Source organism: Curtobacterium sp. MCBD17_021 (genome assembly GCF_003234525.1).
Classification (GTDB): domain Bacteria; phylum Actinomycetota; class Actinomycetes; order Actinomycetales; family Microbacteriaceae; genus Curtobacterium.
Window position 1 is genome coordinate 1 of sequence record NZ_QKTS01000014.1, and the last position, 21,922, is coordinate 21,922.

A 21,922-nucleotide genomic window follows, 5' to 3' on the forward strand; every position below is an offset into this window, starting at 1 on the left:
AGGGAAACGCCCGGTCACATTCCGAACCCGGAAGCTAAGCCTCTCAGCGCCGATGGTACTGCAAGGGGGACCTTGTGGGAGAGTAGGACGCCGCCGGACTCCTTTTCACAACAGATGTGGCCATCGGCCCTCCATCGAGAGCGAAAGCTCTCGGGAGGGTCGGTGGCCATTTCTCATTCCCAGGGTGTTCTGCTGGTCGACTCTGCGCCGTGTTCGTGATGGACTTGGGGTAGGGCGAGCAGGACGGCCCACACACAACGACACAGCGGACGACGGTCGGGACACCTGATCCCGGCACGCAACGAGGAGCTACGGTGGCGAACGACGACGAACAGCGACGAGACGGGCGCGACGGCGACCGTCAGGACCGGCCTCGACGCGACGGCGGGCCGCAGCGGAGCGGTGGCCGCGGTGGTTGGTCGTCCGGGCCCCGCGACTTCGAGCGTCGAGAAGGACAGCGCGGCGACGAGCGTCGTGGTGGGAGCCGTCCGTACAACGACGCTTCAGATCGTCGTCCGGGCGGTCGTGACTTCCGTGAAGGCGGAGCGCGATCGGACCGTCCCTCGTGGCGATCGGACCGACCTTCCTCCGACCGTCCGCGTCGTGAGGGTGAGCGCCCGGCCCGTTCCAGCGGTTCCGACCGTCCGCTCCGCGGAGCCGACGACCGGCCACGTCGTGACGGCGACCGTCCGTTCCGTGGTGGCGATGACCGTCCGCGTCGTGACGGCGACCGGCCGTTCCGCTCCGGTGGCGGTGACCGTCCGTTCCGTGGTGGTGATGACCGTCCGCGTCGTGACGGTGACCGGCCGTTCCGCTCCGGTGGCGGTGACCGTCCGTTCCGTGGTGGTGATGACCGTCCGCGTCGTGACGGTGACCGGCCGTTCCGCTCCGGTGGCGGTGACCGTCCGTTCCGTGGTGGTGATGACCGTCCGCGTCGTGACGGTGACCGGCCGTTCCGCTCCGGTGGCGGTGACCGTCCGTTCCGTGGTGGTGATGACCGTCCGCGTCCTGACGGCGACCGGCCGTTCCGCTCCGGTGGCGGTGACCGTCCGTTCCGTGGTGGTGATGACCGTCCGCGTCGTGACGGAGACCGGCCGTTCCGTGGTGGTGATGACCGTCCGCGCCGTGACGGAGACCGCCCGTACCGCTCCGGCGGCGGTGACCGTCCGTTCCGCGGAGGAGACGACCGTCCGCGACGGGACGGTGACCGCCCGTTCCGCGATGGGGGACGACCGCGTCGTGACGATGACCGTCCGGGCCGCGACGGCGCCGATCGGAAACGGTTCGGCGACGGCATGCGCTCGGCCGGCGCACGGTTCGGCGAGGCAGCCCGCGACGACTGGGAAGACCGCGACCCGTACGGCACCCGGTCGATCCGACCGCGCCACGACGACCCGGAGATCCCCGAGGAGATCCAGGCGCGTGACCTGCACCCCGCCGCGCGTGCCGAGCTGAAGACACTGAGCAAGGACAACGCCGACTGGGTTGCCCGGCACCTCGTCACCGCTGCGATGCTCGTGGACACCGATCCGGAGCTCGCGAACCAGCACGCTCTCAGCGCTGCTCGTCGCGCTGGTCGCGTCGCCGTCGTCCGCGAGACGGCTGCGATCACGGCGTACCGGCTGGGCGACTTCGCGACCGCGCTGCGGGAACTCCGCACGTACCGCCGGATCTCCGGCCGCAACGACCAGCTGCCGATGATGGTCGACTGCGAGCGTGGGCTCGGCCGACCCGAGCGTGCACTCGAGCTGGGACGGTCGGTGGACCGTGCCGCCCTGGAGACGCCGGTGCAGGTGGAACTCGCGATCGCGATGTCCGGGGCACGGTTGGACCTCGGGAATCCCACAGCCGCTCTGGGCGAACTCGAGATTCCACAGCTCGACCCGTCGACGGCCTACAGCTGGTCGCCGGCGCTCTACAGTGCTTACGCGGCCACGCTCGAGGAGCTCGGCCGCCAGGACGAGGCCGACGAATGGTGGGCCCGTGTCGACCGTGCGGCCGAGGCTCTCGCCGAGGCTGCTGAAGACGATGCTTGGGAGACAGTGGATGTGGTCGAGGAAGCGCTCGAAGACGACGGGCTCGACAGTGGGCCCGGAAGCGACGAGTCCGACGGCGCCGAACTCGACGACAGCGAGCTCGACGACGCAGAACTCGGGGACGCCGAGCCCGGCAACGGGTACGTCAGCACCCTCGGAGACGACGAGTCCGACGACGTCGCCGGAGACGACCTCGGAGAGGTCGACGAGGACAACCCGCGGGACATCGACGGCTCCGCAGCCGGCTGAGACCCCGCGTACGCCGGTGGACGGCGTCGACGTGGTCCTCACTGACCTCGACGGCGTCGTCTACCGCGGACGCAACGCGGTGCCGTACGCCGTGGAGGCCCTGACCCGGGCCGCCGCGTCGGCCCGCGTCGGCTACATCACGAACAACGCCTCGCGGCGTCCCGGCGACGTCGCGGAACACCTCGAGCAGTACGGGCTGCAGGTCACCGCCGATGACGTGGTGACGTCCTCCCAGGCCGGCGCGCGGCTCCTCGCGACGCTGGTCCCAGCGGGTTCCACGGTGCTCGTGATCGGTGGACTCGGCCTGACGACGATCGTCGAACAGGCCGGCTTCGTGGTCACCGACAGCGCGGAGGACAACCCGGCGGCCGTCATCCAGGGCTTCGCTCCGGAGCTCGGCTGGAAGCAGCTCGCCGAGGCGTCCTTCGCGCTGGCGGACGCTGGCGTGCCGTGGGTGGCCACGAACATGGACTGGTCGATCCCCGTCGAGCGTGGCATCGCGCCCGGGAACGGCACGCTGGTGGCGGCCGTGCACCAGGCGGTCGGCAGGATGCCGGTCGTCGCGGGCAAGCCCGAGCGCCCGATCTTCGACGCCGCCCTGGCCCGCTTCGGCGGGACGAGTCCGCTCTTCATCGGCGACCGGCTGGACACCGACATCAAGGGTGCGAACGACGCCGGCATCCCGAGCGTGCTGGTGCTCACCGGCATCGACCAACCCAAGCAGGTCCTCGCGGCCGATCAGCGGTCGCGGCCGACGTACGTGCTCCGTGACCTCCGGGGTCTGCATGAGCCGTATCCGGTGACCATCCGGCAGGAGGACCGGGACGGAACCCGCCGGGTCACCGTCGGCGAGTCGACGGTGAGCATGCGGGGGCACGTCGTCCGTGCCGAGCAGGTGGGCCCCGACGACTTGGACCTGTTGCGCGCCGGCGCGACGGCGATCTGGGACTCCGGGCTGGCCATCTACGGGCTGGACGTGGACCCGAAGCTGTACGGCGGCGAGTAGCGTGACGGGCGTGGAACAGGCCCGGACGGACGACGCTGCCGAGTCCGTCCTCCCGGCGGCACCGCGAGTGGTCCCGGGACCTCCGCGGGGTGTGCCTGCTCCGGCCAGACCAGTTGCCGCGGCGCTGGTGACGGGGACGCCCGGCGCGCGGACGGCCGACACGGCATCGAGCAGTGGGCGCGACGATGACGATCATCGTGGTGCAGCGGAGGGTGCTGCCAGCATCACCGGCGGGTCTGACGACGGTGACCACGACCTCCGGCGGCGCACCGATGCCGTGGAAGCCCTGCCACTCGCCGAGCGCGCAGACGCCTTCGCTGCTCTGCACGACGACCTCCGCACGCGCCTCGAGCAGGGCGAGGCGCCGCGTGCCTGACCGCGGAGCAGCTCGGGACCTCGCCGGCCCGCAACCTCCGTCGTCCCGAGGACGGGAAGAGCGCTCCATGGCAGGGGTCGGGGATGCGCGAGGGGCGTGGGACGCGGAAGCGACCGGGAACCCGGCAGCGCCTGCGAACCCGGCCGAGGCCGGGGATCCGACGTCAGCCGGAGACGCGACAGCGGCCGGGAGATCGACCGAGGCCGAGGACACGACCAGGACCGGGAGATCGACCGAGGCCGGGGACACGACCAGGACCGGGAGCTCGACCGAGGCCGGGGACACGACAGGAACGGGGGACCGCGCGGTCACACTGCGTCTCGATGCCGCCGTGGCGGCCAGAGGCCTGGCACGCTCCCGCACGGCGGCCGCTGCGCTCATCCAGGCCGGACGCGTCACCATCGACGGGGTCCCGGTGGTGAAGGCCTCGACGCCCGTGACCGCTGCGTCCGACATCACCGTGGACGCCGAGGACGAGTGGGTGTCCCGCGCTGCGCTGAAGCTCGTCGCCGCCCTCGACACGTTCGACATCGACCCGCGCGGCCGGACCGTGCTGGACGTCGGAGCCTCCACGGGCGGGTTCACGCAGGTGTTGCTGTCGCGTGGTGCGGCCCGCGTGGTAGCGCTCGACGTGGGACACGGTCAGCTCGCGCCGGAGATCGCCCTCGACGACCGAGTGGTGGTCGTGGAGGGGGTCAACGCCCGGAACCTCACGAGCAGCGACTACTCCGCCCTCGACCCGGCAGCGGGGGACACCAGCCTGGTGGTCGGGGACCTGTCCTTCATCAGCCTCCGCATGGTCCTGCCGGCACTGGTCGAGGCCGTGCCCGCCGACGACTTCGTCCTCCTCGTCAAGCCGCAGTTCGAGGTCGGCCGGACAGGGATCCGTGAGGGCATCGTCCGCGACGCGTCACTGCGGCAGGACGCGCTGATGAACGTCCTCTGGGCCGCGTGGGACCTGGGCTTCGGGACGGCGGGCCTGGCGCCCTCTCCGATCGTCGGGACCCACGGCAACCAGGAGTACCTCGCGCGTCTCCAGCGAGGTGCCGGGGAGAACCCGACAGAATGGATCGTCCGGGCGACGGAACTGGCGGAAGGAGCTCCATGAGCGACGAACGGCACATCCTGCTCGTCTCGCACACCGGGCGGCGCGACTCGATCGACGCCGCCGTGGAGGTCTGCGACATCCTGCACGCCGCCGGCCTCACTCCGGTGATGCCCTTCGACGAGTACGCCGACGTCCGCCGTGCCGAAGCATCGGTCGGGCAGGTCGACATCCTCGGCGTCGACGTCCGGCCGGACGAGATCGAGATCGTGATCGTCCTCGGCGGGGACGGCACCATCCTGCGCGCAGCCGAGCTGGCCCGCGGCACCTCGGCGCCGATCGTCGGGGTGAACCTCGGCCACGTCGGCTTCCTCGCCGAGAGCGAGCGGGACGGTCTGGCCGAGACGGTCGAGCGTGCGTTGACCGGGGAGTACAAGGTCGAGGAGCGCGTCGCCCTGCAGGTCGACGTCGTCGTCGGCAACGAGATCGTCTACTCCAGCTGGGCCCTCAACGAGGCGACGGTCGAGAAGGCCTCGCGGGAGCGCATGCTCGAGGTCGTGACCGAGGTCGACGGCCGGCCGTTGTCCTCCTTCGGGTGCGACGGCGTGGTGTTCTCGACCCCGACCGGATCGACCGCGTACTCCTTCTCGGGCGGCGGTCCCGTGGTGTGGCCCGACGTCGACGCCATCCTCATGGTCCCGTTGAGCGCGCACGCCCTGTTCTCGCGGCCGATCGTCGTCGGCCCGGACCGCGTCCTCGCGGTGGAGGTCCTCCGACGCACGAGCGGTGTGGGCGTCCTGTGGTGCGACGGCCGGCGGACGCACGACCTGCCTCCCGGCGCTCGCGTCGAGGTGCGTCGCTCGCCGGACCCGGTTCGGGTCGCCCGACTCAAGGACGCTCCGTTCGCCGACCGCCTGGTGGCCAAGTTCCGACTCCCGGTCGCGGGGTGGCGCGGCCCGCAGCGCGACGACGAGGGCGTCGAGTGATCCGGTCGAGGGACCGGGTCCGCGACGGCGACCGCGCCTGACCCAGCCGACCGCGCCTGACCCAGCCGACCCCGACGACGAGCACGCACCCCGGCACGACAGGCACCGGCACGACCGGCACCAGCACGACCGGCACCACGACGTGAACCAGCAGCAGGAGCACATCCAGTGATCGAGGAAATCCGCATCTCCGACCTCGGCGTGATCGGCGACGCCACGCTCGAACTCGGCCCGGGCTTCACCGTCGTGACGGGTGAGACCGGTGCCGGCAAGACGATGATCGTCACCGCGCTCGGTCTGCTCCTCGGTGCCCGGGCGGACGCTGGCTCCGTCCGCCGGGGTGCCACCAGCGCGGTCGTCGAGGGCAGGTGGGACCTGCCGGACCACGCCGCGGTGGCGGAACGCGTCGAGGACGCCGGTGGGACGGTGGAGGACGGCGAACTCATCCTCACGCGTACCGTCTCCGCGGAGGGCCGCAGCCGGGCGACGGTCGGTGGGCGCAGCGCGCCGGTCGCCGTGCTCGGGGAACTCGCCGACCAGCTCGTGACGGTGCACGGCCAGTCCGATCAGATCCGGCTGACCTCGGCCTCGGCGCAACGTGCCGCGCTCGACGGGTTCGGTGCGGCCGCGGTCGAGAAGGCCCTGGCGAAGTACGTCGCCGTGTACGACGCCTGGCAGCAGCACGTCGGCGACCTCGAGACACTGACCCGGAACCGGGACGAACGCCTCGCCGAAGCCGAACGCCTCCGCGCGGCGTCCGAGGAGATCGAGGCCGCAGACCCGCAGCCGGGGGAGGACACCGAGCTCGCCGATCGCGCGGAGCGGTTGGGGAACCTCGAGGAACTCCGTCTGTCGGCCGGACTCGCGCACGAGGCCGTCTCGACCGAACAACTCGACGGGCCGGACGTCATCGGCCTCGTCGAGTCCGCCCGTCGAGCCATCGAGCGGGTCGCGACCGTCGACCCCGCTCTGCAGCCGGTGCTGGAGCAACTCACCGAGCTGGGGATCCAGGCGAGCGAGGCCTCGGCGTCGTTGTCGAGCTACATCGGTTCGCTCGAGCCCGAAGCGGGGCACGACCTCGAACTCGTCAACGAGCGCCGCGCCCTGCTGGCGGGCTTGACCCGGAAGTACGGGGAGACCGTCGAGGACGTCATCGCCTACGGGCAGCACGCCTCCGACCGGCTGCTCGAACTCGACGGCGACGACGACCGGATCGTCGAGCTGCAGCAGGCGGTCGAGGCGGACCGGGCAGCGCTGGAGACCGCGGCCGCCGCGCTGACGAAGGTGCGGACGAAGGCGGCGACGGACCTCGCCAAGCGGGTCACCGCCGAGCTGAAGAGCCTCGCCATGGCCGGAGCGACCCTGGTGGTGGAGGTCTCCGACGCCGGCGAGTTCCGACGCCACGGCCGCGACCAGGTGGCGATCCTGCTGCAGCCGCACTCGGGCACCGACCCCCGTCCGATCGGCAAGGGCGCGTCCGGTGGAGAGCTCTCCCGCGTGATGCTCGCCATCGAGGTCGTGATGGCCGGGAGCACCACGGTCCCGACGTTCGTGTTCGACGAGGTCGACGCGGGCGTGGGCGGAGCGGCTGCGATCGAGATCGGCCGACGCCTGGCGGCGCTCGCCGAACGCACGCAGGTCATCGTGGTCACCCACCTCGCGCAGGTCGCCGCGTTCGCGAACAACCACCTCAACGTCGTCAAGGACGCCAGCGGCGCGGTCACCTCGTCGAGCGTGCGGCGCCTCGAGGGCGACGACCGCCTGCAGGAGATGGCGCGGCTGCTCTCCGGTCTCGGTGACAGCGCCAGTGGCATGGAGCACGCCCGCGAACTGCTCGAGGTCGCCGGCCGCTCCGTGTGACGGTCGGGAGGCACGGCTCGCGCCGGCGACCGCCATCCGGTCGCAACGCGCCCGGCGAACGTGGGTCGCGCCTCCCGGCACTTCTGACGTACGATGGAATCCCGTGGCGGACACTCTCAGCAGCGGTACCCAGGCAAACACCTCGACCCCGAAGGTGACGAAGCAGATCTTCGTGACCGGCGGGGTCGTCTCGTCTCTCGGCAAGGGCCTGACGGCGGCCAGCCTCGGCAACCTGCTCACGGCACGCGGCCTCAAGGTCGTCATGCAGAAGCTCGACCCGTACCTCAACGTCGACCCGGGCACGATGAACCCGTTCCAGCACGGCGAGGTCTTCGTGACCGACGACGGCGCCGAGACGGACCTCGACATCGGGCACTACGAGCGCTTCCTCGACATCGACCTCGCGCAGTCGGCCAACGTCACGACCGGGCAGGTCTACTCGACGGTCATCGCCAAGGAGCGTCGCGGCGAGTACCTCGGCGACACCGTCCAGGTCATCCCGCACATCACCGACGAAATCAAGCGTCGGATGCGCGAGCAGGCGGAGAACGACCCGCAGCCCGACGTCATCATCACCGAGGTCGGTGGCACGGTCGGTGACATCGAGTCGCAGCCGTTCATCGAGGCTGCACGGCAGGTGCGGCACGAGCTCGGTCGGAACAACGTCTTCTTCGTGCACGTCTCGCTCGTGCCGTTCATGAACGCCTCGGGCGAGCAGAAGACGAAGCCGACGCAGCACTCGGTGGCGCAGCTCCGCTCGATCGGCATCCAGCCCGACGCCCTCGTGCTCCGCTCGGACCGACCCGTGTCGGACGCGAACAAGCGCAAGATCGCCCTGATGTGCGACGTCGACGAGGACGCCGTGGTGAACGCCGTGGACGTCCCCTCTATCTACGACATCCCGACGATGCTGCACGACCAGGGCCTTGACCAGGTCATCATCGACGCCCTCCGCCTTGAGGCGCACGACGTCGACTGGTCGCGCTGGAACGGCGTGCTGACCGCGGTGCACGAGCCGAAGAAGGCCGTCACGATCGCCCTGGTCGGCAAGTACATCGACCTGCCGGACGCCTACCTGTCGGTCACCGAGGCGCTGCGTGCGGGCGGCTTCGCGCACACCGCCAAGGTCACGCTGAAGTGGGTCGCGTCCGACGAGTGCATCACCCCCGAGGGTGCCGCCAAGAACCTCGGGGACGTGGACGGCATCTGCATCCCCGGCGGCTTCGGCATCCGGGGCATCGAGGGCAAGCTCGGCGCGCTCAAGTTCGCCCGCGAGCAGAACATCCCCACGCTCGGGCTGTGCCTCGGCCTGCAGTGCATGGTCATCGAGTACGCCCGCCACGAGGCCGGCCTGCTCGACGCGTCGAGCACCGAGTTCGACCCGGAGACCTCGACGCCGGTCATCGCGACCATGGCGGAGCAGGTCGACATCATCGCCGGCGGCGACCTGGGCGGCACGATGCGGCTCGGCATGTACCCGGCGCACTTCACCGACGGCAGCCTGGCCGCCGAGCTGTACGGCGCGACCGAGGCCTCGGAGCGTCACCGCCACCGCTACGAGGTGAACAACCACTACCGCGAGCAGATCGCGGACGCCGGCCTGCGCTTCTCCGGCACCTCGCCGGACGGCACGCTCGTCGAGTACGTCGAGCTGGACCGTGCGGAGCACCCGTTCTACATCGGCACGCAGGCGCACCCGGAGCTCCGGTCGCGTCCGAACCGCGCGCACCCGCTCTTCGCGGGGCTCGTCGGTGCGGCGATCGAGCGCAACGAGTCGACGCGGCTGTTCGACCCGGAGACCGAAGCGGTCGCCTGAGGGACACGAGGTCGCCACCGCGACCACGTCACACACTGGAGGCCCCGCACCGGCTGGTGCGGGGCCTCCCGTCTGTGGTCGGTGCCGACCGACGTGGGGCAGGATGGCGAGGTGACTGACGCACCGATCGCCGACGAAACCGCTTCCTACGACGTCACCGCCTCCGAGCGGGTGTTCGAGGGTGCGGTCTGGGACATCACCCGCGACCACATCGACTACAACGGCTCCGACATGGTCCGAGAGTACGTCGACCACACCGGCGCCGTCGCCGTGTACGCGGAGGACGACGAGGGCCGTGTGCTCGTCATCCAGCAGTACCGGCACCCGGTGCAGCTGCGCGACTGGGAGCTGCCCGCCGGGCTGCTCGACCAGGAGGGCGAGGACCACCTCACCGCTGCGAAGCGCGAGCTCGCGGAGGAGGCCGACATCGAGGCCGACGAGTGGCAGCACCTCGTGCGCTACAACACCTCGTCGGGTGGCAGCAACGAGTTCATCGAGGTGTACCGCGCCACCGGCGTGCACGCGACGGAGTCCGCCTTCGAGCGTGAGGCGGAAGAGGCCGACATCGTCATCCGCTGGGTGCCGCGCGCCGAGCTCGTGGAGGGGATCCTCGCGGGTCGGCTGCACAACTCGGCGCTCATCGTCGCGACGCTCGCGGTCGAGGCGCTCGAGCGCCGCTAGCCTCGACGGGTGATCCCGTTCGAGCGTGCCACCCAGGACTACCTGCGGCACATCGCGATCGAGCGGGGGCTGTCACAGCACACCCTGTCCGCGTACCGGCGCGACCTCGTGACGTTCGGGGAGTGGGTCGGGACGCAGCCCGTGATCGACTCCGCCGGTGCCGACCGTGCCGGCGGTGCCGCGGTCCTCGACGACGTCGGCCGCCTCGCACGCGCGGACCTCGCCGGGTTCGTGCAGCACCTCGCGACGAGGCCGGAGGGGCCGCTCGCGCCGCGGTCGGTGGCCCGGATGCTCAGTTCGGTGCGCTCGTTCAGCGCGTTCGCGGCGGCGGAGGGCTGGCTGCCGCTCGACCCCGGCGCCTCCGTCCGACCGCCGAAGGCACCCATGCGCCTGCCGAAGGCGATCTCGGTGCACGACATGGAGCGGTTGCTCGGCGCGGTGGTCGGTGACGAGCCGGCGCAGCTCCGCGACCGTGCCCTCCTGGAACTGCTCTACGCGACCGGGGCCCGCGTGTCCGAAGCGGTCGGGCTCTCCGTCGACGACGTGACGACGCTCGCCGGGATCGACGACGCTGCGGACGACGCCGGCGACGGAACCGACGTCTCGGTCGTACGGGTCACCGGCAAGGGGAACAAGCAGCGGATCGTGCCGCTCGGCAGCTACGCACGAGCGGCGGTCGACGCCTACCTGGTGCGGGCGCGGCCGGTGTTCGCTGCTCGTGGGACCGGAACTCCGGCGCTGTTCCTCGGGGCGCGCGGGGCTCGGCTGTCCCGGCAGAGCGCGTGGCTCGTCATCCAGGCCGCGGCTGAGCGGGCCGGACTCGCCGCCCACGTCTCCCCGCACACGTTCCGGCACTCCTTCGCGACGCACCTGCTCGAGGGCGGGGCGGACGTCCGTGTCGTGCAGGAGCTGCTCGGGCACGCGAGCGTTGCGACGACGCAGATCTACACGCTCGTCACGGCCGACATGCTGCGGGACGTGTACCAGACGGCGCACCCGCGGGCGCGGCGGTAGGCGGAGCGAGCCAGCGCCGCGCAGAGCGTGCGACCCTTGGCGCATGGACCTCGAGGTGGGGCCGGGGCTGACGATCCCCGAGTCCGAGCTGCGCTGGCGGTTCTCGCGGTCGTCCGGCCCCGGGGGCCAGCACGTCAACACCTCCGACAGCCGTGTCCAGCTCACCTGGGACGTCGTGGCGTCGTCGGCGCTCAGCGAGGAACAGCGGGCGCGCATCCTCGAGCGGGTCGACCGGCGGACGACCGCGGGAGCGATCACCGTGACGGTGTCGGAGCGACGATCCCAACTCCGCAACCGCGAGGCCGCCCTGGAGGCACTCCGCGAACTCGTGCGGGACGCACTCGCCCCGCCCGGTCCGTCACGGCGTGCGACCCGGCCGACACGCGGCTCACAGCGCCGGCGTCTCGCGACGAAGCAGCAGCGGTCCGTGACGAAGCAGCACCGTCGGCGGCCGTCCGACGACTGACCGTCGCGGCGCGGCGGTCCGTCAGAACAGGTGCAGGTGGGTGTTCACCACGACCACGCCCGTCGCGACGGCGAGCACGAGTGCCGAGGTGCCGACGCTCTGCCCCACGACCCGCCAGGCTCCGGTCGCGCCGGGGCGCACGAGTGCGACGATCCCCGTCACCATGGCGAGGAAGCTGCACGCACCCCAGGGGTTCAGCACGAGCGACGCGACGGCGAAGAGCACGGCGAGGACCGCGAACACGCAGAAGCGCCGGTCGGTGCTGCCGTAGGCCCAGGACCGCCCCTCGGACGGACCGGCGGAGGCCTCGACCGAGAACGCCGGACCGGTCGGCACCGCGAGGGCCTGCAGCGCGGGTTCCGGTGCGACACGGGGGAGCGCCCGGGTGGTCTCACCCCAGGCGTGACCGTCCCACCACCGCAGTCGAGCGGTGTCGCGGGGGTCCGGGAACCAGCCGGCGGCCGGCAGCGTCACGGGGAACTCCTGGTGTGTGGGGGTGTCGTCGGTGCATTCCGACGCTACCCGTCACGGGTTCCCACAGCAGCCCCAGAGCGGGTGTCGGCAGAAGGGGGGACCGGCCCGTCAGGCCGCTGTCGGCGTCGCGTCCACCTCGGTGAAGACGTCCTTCACGGCGGCGAGCAACCGCGCGTTGAAGTCCACCCCGAGCTGGTTCGGGACGGTGACCAGGACGGTGTCGGCCTCCCGGACGGCACGGTCCGCTGCGAGGTCCGCCACGAGCTGTTCCGGCTCGCCGATGTACGACCGGCCGAACCGGGCGAGCCCGCCGTCGAGGTGCCCGACCTGGTCCTGCCCCTCGACCTGCGCGCGGACACCGAAGTAGTGGCGCGACTCGTCGTCGATGATCGGGATGATGCTGCGCGAGACGGAGACCCGAGGTTCACGGCCCCAGCCCATGGACTCCCACGTCGACCGGAAGCGCTCGATCTGCTCCGCCTGCAGTTGGTCGAAGGGCACGCCGGTGTCCTCGGTGAGGAGCGTCGACGACATGAGGTTCATGCCCTGCTCGGCCGTCCACTCCGCGGTCGCGCGGGTGCCGGCCCCCCACCAGATCCGCTCCGACAGCGTGTCGGACTGCGGGGTGATCGCGAGCGACCCGACCGAGCCGGTCATCTGCGGGTTCGCGTTCGCCATCGGTTCGCCGGCGATCGCACGCCGGAACACCGCGGTGTGGTCGCGCGCGAGGTCCGCTCCGTTCTCGTCACCGACCTCGGGGACGTAGCCGAACGAGCGGTAGCCGGCGAGGGCGGTCTCGGGTGACCCGCGGCTCACGCCGAGCTGGAGCCGGCCGCCGGAGACGAGGTCCGTCGCCGCGGCTTCCTCGGCCATGTACAGCGGGTTCTCGTAGCGCATGTCGATCACGCCGGTGCCGATCTCGATGCGGCTGGTCCGGGCGGCGATCGCGGACAGCAGCGGGAAGGGGGCGGCCTGCTGCTGCGCGAAGTGGTGCACGCGGAAGTACGCGCCGTCGACGCCGGCCTCCTCGGCGGCCACGGCGAGGTCGATCGCCTGCAGGAGGGCCTCGCGGCCGCTGCGGACCTTCGACCCGGGGACGTCGCGCCAGTGCCCGAAGGACAGGAACCCGATCTTCGTCATGCCCATGCGAACGCATCCGTACGGTGGTCCATTCCGCCGGACTACCGTCGTCCCCATGGACCTCGATTCCCGCGCTGCCCTGGACGCCGAGCGGGCCCGCGCGACGAAGCTCCTCGCCGACGTCGAGCGCAGCATGCAGGACGTCAGCGACGCCCGGGACGGTGCGAACACCGACGACGAACACGACCCGGAGGGCGCCACGCTCGCCTGGGAGCGGGGCTCGCTCGGCGCGGTGCGGGACGACGCCCGACGCCGGATCGACCAGGTCGACGCGGCCCTCCACCGCCTCGACGAGGGCGCCTACGGCCGTTGTGCGGTGGGCGGGGAACCGATCCCGGAGGCGCGTCTGACGGCCGTCCCGTGGGCCGCGACGTGCGTCGCGCACGCGTGACGGGCCTCCCGGCCGGCATGAAGGCCCGGAGGACGCCCGCGACATTGGCTCAGGACACCCACCTGGTGCGGACCCGACGCGCCGCGGTTTCCCAGCCGCGCCCCCTAGCGTGCGGGCATGCACGGCGACCCGACTGAGCCTCCCCGGAGTGCCGGCCCTGCCGCGAACGAAGCTGCCAGGTCCGGACCCGACGCGTCCGGACCCGACGCGTCCGGCGCCACCGACCAGGCCGACGGCGGCCGTCAGCGCTTCCAGTGGTTCCGCGACCTCCGGACGTGGATCCACGCCCGTCCGCACGTGCACCTCTTCTACAAGGTCCTGGTCGGGATCGTCGGCGGTCTCATCGTCGTGATCGGGCTCGCCCTGGTGCCACTGCCCGGTCCCGGCTGGCTGGTCGTGTTCATCGGCCTGACGGTCCTGGCGAGCGAGTTCCACTTCTTCCACCGGATCATCACGTGGCTCCGCGCGAAGCTGCACCGCTTCTGGGACTGGGCCAAGCGCCACGCGCCGTCGAAGCGGATGCGGGACGCGGCGGACAAGGGCAAGGCGGACGTCGACGCGGCCCACGCCGAGGCGCACCGGAACGTCGGGGTGCAGCGCCCCCGCGGTCGGACCGCACGGCCCGGGCTCTAGCGGCTCGTCCGACGGCCGACGTCGCGCGGGTGCGCGTCAGACGGCGCGGACCGAGCCCGTCGCCGTGCGCTCGACGGCTTCCGCCGCGGCCTCCTCGACCGCGGCCGCGTCCTTCGACGTCAGCTGCAGGGCGAGGGCGACGACCGCTGCGAGGACGATGAACGCGCCGTACCCGGCGAGCACCGGGACGAGCCCGAGCACCGGCTCGAGGAACCCGCCGATGACGCTCGGGACGCCGAAGGCCAGGTAGCTGACGACGTAGATCGTCGAGAGCAGTCCGGCGCGGTGGGTCGGCGCCGCGGTGGCGAGGAGCATCCGGAGCGGTGCCTGGAACCCCGCCCCGAAGCCGACGCCGGCGATCGCACTGCCGACCACCAGGCCCGGCAGAGACTGGGCGAACACGAAGCCGATCGTGACGACCGGCCCGAGGACGAGTGCGACCAGCCCGATGAGCACGCCGATGCGGGGGTCGAGCCGCTGGGTGGCGATCCCGGTCGCGGCACCGACCCCGGTGACGACGGCGATGAGGGCACCGGCGGCGAAGTGGTTGTCGATTCCGAAGACGGCGCCGAGCGCCGAGGGGACGAGCGACAGGAAGAGTCCGCCGAGGGCCCAGCTCGCGATGAGGGACCCGGCGACGCCGCGGAACAACCGGCGGGAGGACCGCGGCACGGCGATCGTCGGGCGGAGGGACCGGAGGGCTCCGGGGCGGCGGGTGACCCGCTCGGGGACGACGACGAGCGCGACGAGCATGAGCACGAGGAGCGCACCGAAGAGCAGGTAGACGAACTGCTCGGGAGCGGGACCCCACTCGACCAGGGCGCCGCTCGACAGGGCGCCGGTGGCGAGGGCGATCGGCGGGACCGCTCCGTTCAGCACGCCGGCGAGTGCGGGGTGTCGTTCGAGGGAGTTGTCGATGAGTGCGGCACCGAGGGCACCGATGAGCAGGCCGACGGCGACGCCCTGCACCACGCGGTCGAGGACGAGGGCACCGAAGCCGTCGGCGACCGCGAAGAGCCCGAGCGACACCGCGAGGCCCACCCCGCCGGCGACGAGCACGGGCTTCCGGCCGACGTGGTCGGACAGACGGCCGGCGACGAGCAGGCTCACGAGGAGGCCGGCGACGTAGACGGCGAACACGGCGGTGAGCATGAGCGGCGTCAGGTGCCACTCGGCGGCGTAGACGGGGTAGATCGGGGAGGGGACCGCCGAGGACGCCAACGCCACGAGCAGCATGGCGGCGATGATCCAGAACCCGGCGACCGAGCGTGTGGACTGCATGGGCGTCCCTTCCGTCGTGATGACCCAGCGGTGTCCCAGTACGAGCAGAGTCGTACCAGGTGGTACCGCATTGGTACCGTACCGGGCAGTACGACGCAAGTCGTACTGGGACAGGAACGGTGGTAGCGTCCCGTCCATGCCCGAGCGCGACGATGCCCCCGAACGGCTGCCCCAGCCGTCGCCGGCCGAGATGGACCTGCCCGTCGTGATGGACGCCCTGTCCGACCCGATCCGGCTGTCGATCCTGCACCGGTACCTGGTCGACGCCGCCGGCGGGGAACGCTCCTGCGGCTGGGTCGGCATCGACCGCCCGAAGTCGACGCTCACGCACCACTTCCGTGTCCTCCGCGAAGCCGGGCTCCTCGAGCAGCACCTGGAGGGACTGACCCGGGTCAGCCGTGTCCGGACCGAGGACGTCCAGCAGCGTTTCCCCGGCCTGCTCGACCTCGTGCTCGACTGGCAGGTGCCGGTGGGACTCGTGCGCGCCGAGGCCGTCGCGTGAGCGGGGGGACCCAGCGGCACCGACTGCCGACCGTCGTCGCCGACCCCGTCGTGACGTCGGCGCTCGCCGCGGACCTCGCCGCCGCCGGCTACACGGTCGAGGGTGTCGACGCGCTCTGGGGGAGCGAAGCGGCGGCAGCGCTGCACCGCGGCACCCGGGTCGCGGCCCTCCGCGCGCTCGCCGAGCGCCCGACCACACCCCTGTCCACGATCGCCACGCTGTTCGTGCTCGGACTGCCGGTGCCCCGCGCCGACGCCGAGGCGGCCTTCCCGACCACCGGCGTCGACGCGCTCGTCACGGCCGGCGTGCTGCGGACGGACACGGACGGCATCGCCCCCGCCCTCGACCTCCGCCCGTACGCCTTCGTCGACGACCTCGGCGCCGGCAGCTGGTGGATCGCGTCCGACCTGGGTGAACTCGCCCTCGGGCACGCCATCAGCGAGGAACACGTCCTCGGCATCGGCGGTGCCACCACCACGCTCAGCGGGCTACAGCTGCCCGTGCCCGTGCGACGGGTGCTCGACCTCGGCACCGGCTGCGGCATCCAGGCCATGCACGCCCGCCGCTTCGCCGACACCGTCGTCGCGACCGACATCTCCGCCCGCGCCCTCGACATCGCCCGGTTCAACGCGCAGCTCAACGACGTCGACGGCATCGACTTCCGCCTCGGCTCCCTGTTCGAGCCGGTCGCGGGCGAGCGGTTCGACCGGATCGTGTCGAACCCGCCGTTCGTCATCACGCCCCGGCGCGAGGGCGTCCCCGCCTACGAGTACCGCGACGGCGGGATGGTCGGCGACGCCCTCGTCGAGACCGTGCTCCGCGGACTCGAGGACCACCTCGAGCCCGGCGGGACCGCGCAGCTCCTCGGCAACTGGGAGTACCGCTGGGGGAGCGACGGTCTCGACCGCGTGCGCTCCTGGTTCGACGACGCCGACCTCGACGTGTGGGTGGTCGAGCGGGAGCGCGAGGACCCACCCGCCTACGCCGAGACCTGGATCCGCGACGGCGGCACGAAGCCCGGTACGCCGGAGTTCGACGCGCTCGTCGACGCGTGGTTGGACGACTTCCGCGACCGGCACGTCACCGGTGTCGGCTTCGGCTACGTCGTGGTCCGCCGGGGAGGTCCGTCCGGCCTCCGCCGCTTCGAGCGCGTCGCGGAGACGCTCGGGTCGAACCCCGCCGGGCTCGGAGCCACGATCGCACGGGCGCTCGACGCGGTCAGCTGGCTCGCCGCCCACGACGACCGGTCCTTCGCCGCGGCACACCTCCGCGTCGCCGGAGACGTCACCGAGGAACGGCACTACTGGCCCGGCAACGACGACCCCACGGTCATGACGCTCGTGCAGGGCGGCGGGTTCGGCCGCCGGATCGACGCCGACACCGCGCTCGCCGCGTTCGTCGGGGCGGCAGACGGGGAGCTCGCCGTCGGTCAGATCGTCGGCGCGATCGCCCAGCTCACCGACGTCGACGAGGTGGCACTCTCGGCGGACCTGTTGCCGCGCCTCCGTGACCTGGTGCTCGACGGGCTGCTGCTCCCCGCCTGAGGGGTCAGCGGCGCCAGGTGTGCTCGGGGGCGTAGCCGAGGAGCTCGCGGGCCTTGTCGGAGGACAGCAGCGAGCTGACGCCGTCGATGTCGGCACGGCGCTCGACGTCCGGCAGGTACTGCTCGACGAGCTCCAGCGTCGGGGTGTCCATGACGGTGTCGGGGCTCGCGATGATGAACGCCTCGAACCCGGTCAGCTCGCTCTCGACGGCCTTCCGCACGGCCTGGGCGCCGTCGCGGGAGTCGATGTACGACCACAGGTTGAAGGTCTTCGCCTCCGGGGTCGCGTCCCACGGGAACGCCGGGTAGTCGGTTTCGTCCATCACGTTCGAGAAGCGCAGACCGATCATCTTCAACTGCGGGTCCCAGTGGGTGAAGTGGCGGGCCATCTCCTCCTCGACGGCCTTCCCGAGCGAGTACGACGACTGCGGGCGGACCGCGAACTCCTCGTCGACGGGCAGGTAGGGCGGGTGGTGCTCGCCCATCGGGATCCCCAGGAGCGTCTCACTGGAGGCCCACACCACGTTCCGGATGCGGGCCGCGCGGGCAGCGTGGAAGACGTTGATCGACGCGGTCACGTTGTTCGTGATGAGTGCGACGTCCGGCACCTGGCCCGGCGCCGGCACTGCGCCGAGGTGCACGACGGCGTCGACCGAGTCGTAGCGGTCGTCGACCCCGATCAGGGTGTTGAGGACCTGGCCGTAGTCGGTGAGGTCGGTGCGGACGAACTGCACCCGCTCGGGCTTGTCCGGCGAGGGCACCCGGTCGATCAGCACGACGTCGTAGCCGTGCTCGTCCAGGTCGCGGACCACCGCCCGTCCGAGCTTGCCGCTGCCACCGGTCACCACTACACGCGTCATCGCGTCACTCCACCTCGTCGTCGAGACCCCGGGTCGGGTCCGGTCCATCCTGCACCGCGGGCGGTGGACGTGACCAGGTACCGGCGGTACCCGTGTCGTGGGGACGGGGCGGGCCTCCCGGCCGTCAGGAGCCGGCCGTGACCTGCGCCATCGCGAGGCGGGTGACGAGCTCGACGTGCTCGGCCATGTCCCGGGTCGGGTCGTACAGCCACTGGATCTGCATGCCGTCGGAGGTGGCGAGCAGGACGCTCGCGAGTTCCTCGGGGTTGAGGTCGGCGCGGAGCCGGCCGTCCTGCTGCATCCGGCGGAAGTCGTCCGTCATGCGGTTGCGCGTGGTCTCGTAGCGCTCGCGGAAGTAGGCGTGCGCCGGGTGCTCGGGATCGGTCGCCGCCGCGGCGGACAGGTTCACGAACATCTGCACGAGGCCCGGGACCTCGGCGTTGTGCCGGACGACCGCGGCGAGGAGCGCGGCGGGGTCCGGGGCGTCCCACTGCGCGGCGTTGTCCAGGTCGTCACGGCGGCGGAGGATCGCGACCCAGAGCTCGTCCTTCGAGTCGAAGTAGTGCAGCAGACCCGCCTGGGTGAGCCCGACGGCGTCGGCGATGTCCTTGATGCTGGTGCGCCGGAACCCCTGGGTGGCGACGAGCTCCAACGCGACGGAGAGGATCTCCTCGCGCTTGGCGATGCCCTTCGCGTACGAACCCCGTCGTGCCATGGCGAGAGAGTACCGCCCCGCGCCGGAACCAGAAACCGAGCGCTGGTAGGGATTGGTGCTAGCGTGAGGACACTGCCGACGACGGCGCTCGGCGGTACGTCTCCGACGGAAGGAACGCCCCCGTGACCACCACCTCCGCAGCCTCCGACCCGCTCCTGGAACGCATCGACGCGCTCCTCGACCGGCTCACCACCGAGCAGAAGGTGCAACTGCTCACCGGCCGTGACTTCTGGACGACCTGGCCGGTCGAGGAGATCGGACTCCGCCGGATCCTCATGTCGGACGGGCCCTCCGGCGTGCGCGGCGAGGTCTGGGACGAACGGGACCCGTCGCTGAACCTGCCGTCCGCGACCGCGCTGAGCGCGTCGTGGGACCGGGCGATCGCGAAGCGCTACGGCGGGGCGGCCGCCGTGGAGGCCCGGCGCAAGGGGGTCGACGTCGTGCTCGGTCCGACGATCAACCTGCACCGCTCACCGCTCGGTGGACGCCACTTCGAGGCGTTCAGCGAGGACCCGGTGCTCACCGCCGAGCTGGCCGCCGCCTACGTCGAGGGCGTCCAGGAACACGGCGTCGCGGCGACGCCGAAGCACTACATCGCGAACGACTACGAGACCGACCGCTTCACCGCCTCGACCGAGGTCTCCGAGCGGGCACTGCGGGAGCTGTACCTGCTCGCGTTCGAGAAGACGGTCACCGAGGCGCACGCCTGGGCGGTGATGTCGTCGTACAACGCGGTCAACGGGGTCACCGCGTCGGAGAACGACCTGCTCGAGACGCCGTTGAACTCGGAGTGGGGTTTCGACGGGGTCGTCGTGTCGGACTGGACCGGGGTGCGCTCCGTCGAGGCGGCGAAGGCGTCGCAGGACCTCGCGATGCCGGGGCCGAACCCGTGGTGGAGCGAGGGACCGCTGCTGGCCGCGGTGGAGTCCGGCGAGGTCCCGATGGCCGCGATCGACCGGAAGGTGCGCCGGATCCTCCTGCTCGCGGCCCGGGTCGGGGCGCTGTCGGGCGTGGACGACGCGACACCTGCCGGTGCCGGTGCCAGCGCTCCCTCGGTCGAGGACGGCGTCGCCTTCGTGCGCGAGGCCGAGGCGGAGGGCACGGTCCTCGCCCGCAACACCGGCGTTCTGCCCCTCGACCCCGCCGCGGTGTCGCGCATCGCGGTGATCGGGCACAACGCCGACCAGGCCCGGACGCAGGGCGGCGGCTCGGCGACGGTCGTGCCGGAGTCGGTCGTGTCCCCGCTCGACGGGATCCGCGCCGCGTTCCCGGCGGCGTCGGTCGAGTACGCGATCGGGGCCGTCGTCCAGGAGGGCATCGCCGAGTTCCCGCTCGACACCATCACGAACCCGGTCACCGGGGAGCCCGGCGCGCGGATCGCCTTCGTGCACGAGGGCGCCGAGCTGTACACCGAGGACCGTCGGGCCACGGCGCTGTTCTGGTTCGGCGGTGACGCCCCCACGCGCGAGGCCGACCGCCTCGACGTCGCCACGACCTGGACGGCGCCGCAGGACGGCTCCGTGCGGATCGGCATCGGTGCGGCCGGGCGTTCCCGGATGTGGATCGACGGCGAGCTCCTGCTCGACGCGGACGTGCCGTACGAGGGCGACCAGCTCGGCGCCGCGTTCCTCAACCCGCCGGCGCGCTCGGTCCCCGTCACCGTGACGGCCGGGCAGCGGGTCGCGATCCGCATCGAACACGACATCGTGCAGGACGAGGCGCTCGGCGGTGTCCTCGCTTACCAGTTCGGCACCGAGCCATCCGACGACGACCCGGCCGACCTCATCGCAGCCGCGGTGTCCGCCGCGTCGCAGACCGACGTCGCGATCGTGGTCGTCGGCACGAACAGCCGGGTCGAGTCCGAGGGGTACGACCGGACGTCCCTCGCGCTGCCCGGGCACCAGGACGACCTCGTCCGTGCGGTCACCGCGGCCAACCCGGCCACGGTCGTCGTCGTGAACGCCGGCTCGCCCGTCGAGATGCCGTGGCGCGACGACGTCGCCGCGGTGCTCCTCACCTGGTTCGGCGGGCAGGAGTACGGCAACGCGCTCGCCGACGTCCTCACCGGCGCCCGCGAGCCGGGCGGTCGGCTGCCGACCACGTGGCCGGCCGCGACGGCGGACGTCCCGGTGCTCGACGTCACCCCCGTCGACGGGCGGGTCGCCTACGACGAGGGCGTCCACATCGGCTACCGGGCCTGGCTGCGGGCGGACACCGAACCGGCCTACCCGTTCGGGCACGGCCTCGGTTACACCACGTGGACGATCGACGGCCTCGCGTCGACGCCGACCGTCACCGAGGGCGATGCCGTGGTCGTCACGGCGACGGTGACGAACACCGGCGACCGCGCCGGCAAGCACGTCGTGCAGGTGTACGCGTCCCGGGCGGAGTCGGCCGTCGACCGACCGGTGCGGTGGCTCGTCGGGTTCGCCCCGGTGCGTCTCGACGCGGGAGCCTCGACCGAGGTGTCCGTCGAGGTCCCCGCCCGTGCGTTCGCGTACTGGGAAGGCGGGCGTGACGGGCGCTGGGTCCACGAACGCGGCACCGTCACGCTGCACATCGGCGCGTCCGTCGTCGACGAAGCCGGACGGACCTCCCTCGAACTGGAGTGACTGGCGACGCCTGTGGATCCGTCCACTTTCCGCACCGGCCGGATCGGGGCCAGTACGATCGTCGATGCGTCAGCCGGCTGGTTACCGGCGGCGCCCGCATCGATGACGGACTGCCGAGTGAGCGCCGCGGCCTCCTGATCCGGCCGATGACGCCCCGGCGGTCCTGATGCGGTCAGATGCGCCCCCGCACCCGGTGCGAGGGCGCATCCTCGTTCGCTGCGAACTGTGTGACAACG

Annotated in this window: 20 protein-coding genes and 1 rRNA gene; 16 read left to right on the forward strand and 5 right to left on the reverse strand. The window is 71.9% G+C overall.

What is annotated here, in order from left to right; genetic code table 11:
* From rrf to arfB, 11 genes are all read left to right on the forward strand, one after another.
* Positions 1-99 (forward strand): 5S ribosomal RNA (gene rrf, locus DEI83_RS12485); the annotation flags it as partial.
* A 576-nt stretch (positions 100-675) separates the two neighbouring features.
* Complete coding sequence (locus DEI83_RS15745; protein ID WP_220036790.1) at positions 676-1,455, forward strand: hypothetical protein; 780 nt, start codon at positions 676-678, stop codon at positions 1,453-1,455.
* A 5-nt stretch (positions 1,456-1,460) separates the two neighbouring features.
* Positions 1,461-2,285: a hypothetical protein gene (locus DEI83_RS16245; RefSeq protein WP_258371199.1), complete on the forward strand. Its 825-nt coding sequence runs from the start codon at positions 1,461-1,463 to the stop codon at positions 2,283-2,285.
* Positions 2,286-2,316: 31 nt separating this feature from the next.
* Positions 2,317-3,291, forward strand: coding sequence for an HAD-IIA family hydrolase (locus tag DEI83_RS12495; protein WP_258371191.1), 975 nt, complete (start codon positions 2,317-2,319; stop codon positions 3,289-3,291).
* A 689-nt stretch (positions 3,292-3,980) separates the two neighbouring features.
* On the forward strand, positions 3,981-4,775 hold the full coding sequence (locus DEI83_RS12505; RefSeq protein WP_111082362.1) for a TlyA family RNA methyltransferase: 795 nt from the start codon (positions 3,981-3,983) through the stop codon (positions 4,773-4,775).
* Positions 4,772-5,698, forward strand: a complete 927-nt coding sequence (locus tag DEI83_RS12510; protein WP_111082284.1) for an NAD kinase — start codon at positions 4,772-4,774, stop codon at positions 5,696-5,698. The genes DEI83_RS12505 and DEI83_RS12510 overlap by 4 nt, the downstream gene beginning before the upstream one ends.
* A gap of 168 nt (positions 5,699-5,866) precedes the next feature.
* The gene (gene recN / locus DEI83_RS12515; RefSeq protein ID WP_111082285.1) at positions 5,867-7,558 is read left to right on the forward strand and encodes a DNA repair protein RecN; all 1,692 of its coding nucleotides are present in this window, start codon (positions 5,867-5,869) and stop codon (positions 7,556-7,558) included.
* A 103-nt stretch (positions 7,559-7,661) separates the two neighbouring features.
* On the forward strand, positions 7,662-9,374 hold the full coding sequence (locus tag DEI83_RS12520; protein ID WP_111082286.1) for a CTP synthase: 1,713 nt from the start codon (positions 7,662-7,664) through the stop codon (positions 9,372-9,374).
* 111 nt (positions 9,375-9,485) lie between these two features.
* Complete coding sequence (locus tag DEI83_RS12525; protein ID WP_181431218.1) at positions 9,486-10,055, forward strand: NUDIX domain-containing protein; 570 nt, start codon at positions 9,486-9,488, stop codon at positions 10,053-10,055.
* Between the two features lie 12 nt (positions 10,056-10,067).
* The gene (locus DEI83_RS12530) at positions 10,068-11,069 is read left to right on the forward strand and encodes a site-specific tyrosine recombinase XerD (protein WP_111082364.1); all 1,002 of its coding nucleotides are present in this window, start codon (positions 10,068-10,070) and stop codon (positions 11,067-11,069) included.
* A gap of 43 nt (positions 11,070-11,112) precedes the next feature.
* Positions 11,113-11,535 carry an alternative ribosome rescue aminoacyl-tRNA hydrolase ArfB gene (arfB, locus tag DEI83_RS12535; protein ID WP_111082287.1) on the forward strand — a complete coding sequence of 141 codons (423 nt, stop codon included), beginning with the start codon at positions 11,113-11,115 and terminating at the stop codon, positions 11,533-11,535.
* Positions 11,536-11,556: 21 nt separating this feature from the next.
* Here arfB and DEI83_RS12540 read toward each other — a convergent pair whose 3' ends face one another.
* Together DEI83_RS12540 and DEI83_RS12545 are read right to left on the reverse strand one after the other, a co-directional pair.
* Positions 11,557-12,009, reverse strand: coding sequence for a DUF2510 domain-containing protein (locus tag DEI83_RS12540; protein WP_111082288.1), 453 nt, complete (start codon positions 12,007-12,009; stop codon positions 11,557-11,559).
* A 108-nt stretch (positions 12,010-12,117) separates the two neighbouring features.
* The gene (locus tag DEI83_RS12545; protein WP_111082289.1) at positions 12,118-13,155 is read right to left on the reverse strand and encodes an LLM class flavin-dependent oxidoreductase; all 1,038 of its coding nucleotides are present in this window, start codon (positions 13,153-13,155) and stop codon (positions 12,118-12,120) included.
* Positions 13,156-13,204: 49 nt separating this feature from the next.
* On the opposite strand from DEI83_RS12545, the gene DEI83_RS12550 reads away from it, so the two are divergent.
* Together DEI83_RS12550 and DEI83_RS12555 are read left to right on the forward strand one after the other, a co-directional pair.
* Positions 13,205-13,540: a TraR/DksA C4-type zinc finger protein gene (locus DEI83_RS12550; RefSeq protein WP_111082290.1), complete on the forward strand. Its 336-nt coding sequence runs from the start codon at positions 13,205-13,207 to the stop codon at positions 13,538-13,540.
* A 117-nt stretch (positions 13,541-13,657) separates the two neighbouring features.
* Positions 13,658-14,173 (forward strand): TIGR02611 family protein, encoded by a 516-nt coding sequence (locus tag DEI83_RS12555; protein ID WP_111082291.1) that lies wholly within the window; start codon positions 13,658-13,660, stop codon positions 14,171-14,173.
* 36 nt (positions 14,174-14,209) lie between these two features.
* On the opposite strand, the gene DEI83_RS12560 is transcribed toward DEI83_RS12555, so the two are convergent.
* Positions 14,210-15,454: an MFS transporter gene (locus DEI83_RS12560; RefSeq protein ID WP_111082292.1), complete on the reverse strand. Its 1,245-nt coding sequence runs from the start codon at positions 15,452-15,454 to the stop codon at positions 14,210-14,212.
* Positions 15,455-15,590: 136 nt separating this feature from the next.
* On the opposite strand from DEI83_RS12560, the gene DEI83_RS12565 reads away from it, so the two are divergent.
* Positions 15,591-15,956: a helix-turn-helix transcriptional regulator gene (locus DEI83_RS12565; RefSeq protein ID WP_111082293.1), complete on the forward strand. Its 366-nt coding sequence runs from the start codon at positions 15,591-15,593 to the stop codon at positions 15,954-15,956.
* A complete protein-coding gene (locus tag DEI83_RS12570) occupies positions 15,953-17,500 on the forward strand; it encodes a methyltransferase (RefSeq protein WP_258371192.1) in 1,548 nt (515 codons plus the stop codon). The genes DEI83_RS12565 and DEI83_RS12570 overlap by 4 nt, the downstream gene beginning before the upstream one ends.
* A 4-nt stretch (positions 17,501-17,504) precedes the next feature.
* Here DEI83_RS12570 and DEI83_RS12575 read toward each other — a convergent pair whose 3' ends face one another.
* Together DEI83_RS12575 and DEI83_RS12580 are read right to left on the reverse strand one after the other, a co-directional pair.
* The gene (locus DEI83_RS12575; RefSeq protein WP_181431219.1) at positions 17,505-18,359 is read right to left on the reverse strand and encodes an NAD(P)-dependent oxidoreductase; all 855 of its coding nucleotides are present in this window, start codon (positions 18,357-18,359) and stop codon (positions 17,505-17,507) included.
* A 124-nt stretch (positions 18,360-18,483) separates the two neighbouring features.
* The gene (locus tag DEI83_RS12580; protein ID WP_111082295.1) at positions 18,484-19,074 is read right to left on the reverse strand and encodes a TetR/AcrR family transcriptional regulator; all 591 of its coding nucleotides are present in this window, start codon (positions 19,072-19,074) and stop codon (positions 18,484-18,486) included.
* A 122-nt stretch (positions 19,075-19,196) separates the two neighbouring features.
* Here DEI83_RS12580 and DEI83_RS12585 point away from each other — a divergent pair, with 122 nt between their 5' ends.
* A complete protein-coding gene (locus tag DEI83_RS12585) occupies positions 19,197-21,686 on the forward strand; it encodes a beta-glucosidase (protein ID WP_111082296.1) in 2,490 nt (829 codons plus the stop codon).
* The last annotated feature ends 236 nt before the right edge of the window (positions 21,687-21,922 follow it).

Bases quoted from the DNA above. Each gene is read 5' to 3' on its own strand.
- DEI83_RS12545 (WP_111082289.1), bottom strand. From the start codon at position 13,155: ATGGGCATGACGAAGATCGGGTTCCTGTCCTTCGGGCACTGGCGCGAC.
- DEI83_RS12555 (WP_111082291.1), top strand. From the start codon at position 13,658: ATGCACGGCGACCCGACTGAGCCTCCCCGGAGTGCCGGCCCTGCCGCG.
- DEI83_RS12580 (WP_111082295.1), bottom strand. From the start codon at position 19,074: ATGGCACGACGGGGTTCGTACGCGAAGGGCATCGCCAAGCGCGAGGAG.
- DEI83_RS12510 (WP_111082284.1), top strand. From the start codon at position 4,772: ATGAGCGACGAACGGCACATCCTGCTCGTCTCGCACACCGGGCGGCGC.
- DEI83_RS12565 (WP_111082293.1), top strand. From the start codon at position 15,591: ATGCCCGAGCGCGACGATGCCCCCGAACGGCTGCCCCAGCCGTCGCCG.
- DEI83_RS12575 (WP_181431219.1), bottom strand. From the start codon at position 18,359: ATGACGCGTGTAGTGGTGACCGGTGGCAGCGGCAAGCTCGGACGGGCG.
- arfB (WP_111082287.1), top strand. From the start codon at position 11,113: ATGGACCTCGAGGTGGGGCCGGGGCTGACGATCCCCGAGTCCGAGCTG.
- DEI83_RS12550 (WP_111082290.1), top strand. From the start codon at position 13,205: ATGGACCTCGATTCCCGCGCTGCCCTGGACGCCGAGCGGGCCCGCGCG.
- DEI83_RS12560 (WP_111082292.1), bottom strand. From the start codon at position 15,454: ATGCAGTCCACACGCTCGGTCGCCGGGTTCTGGATCATCGCCGCCATG.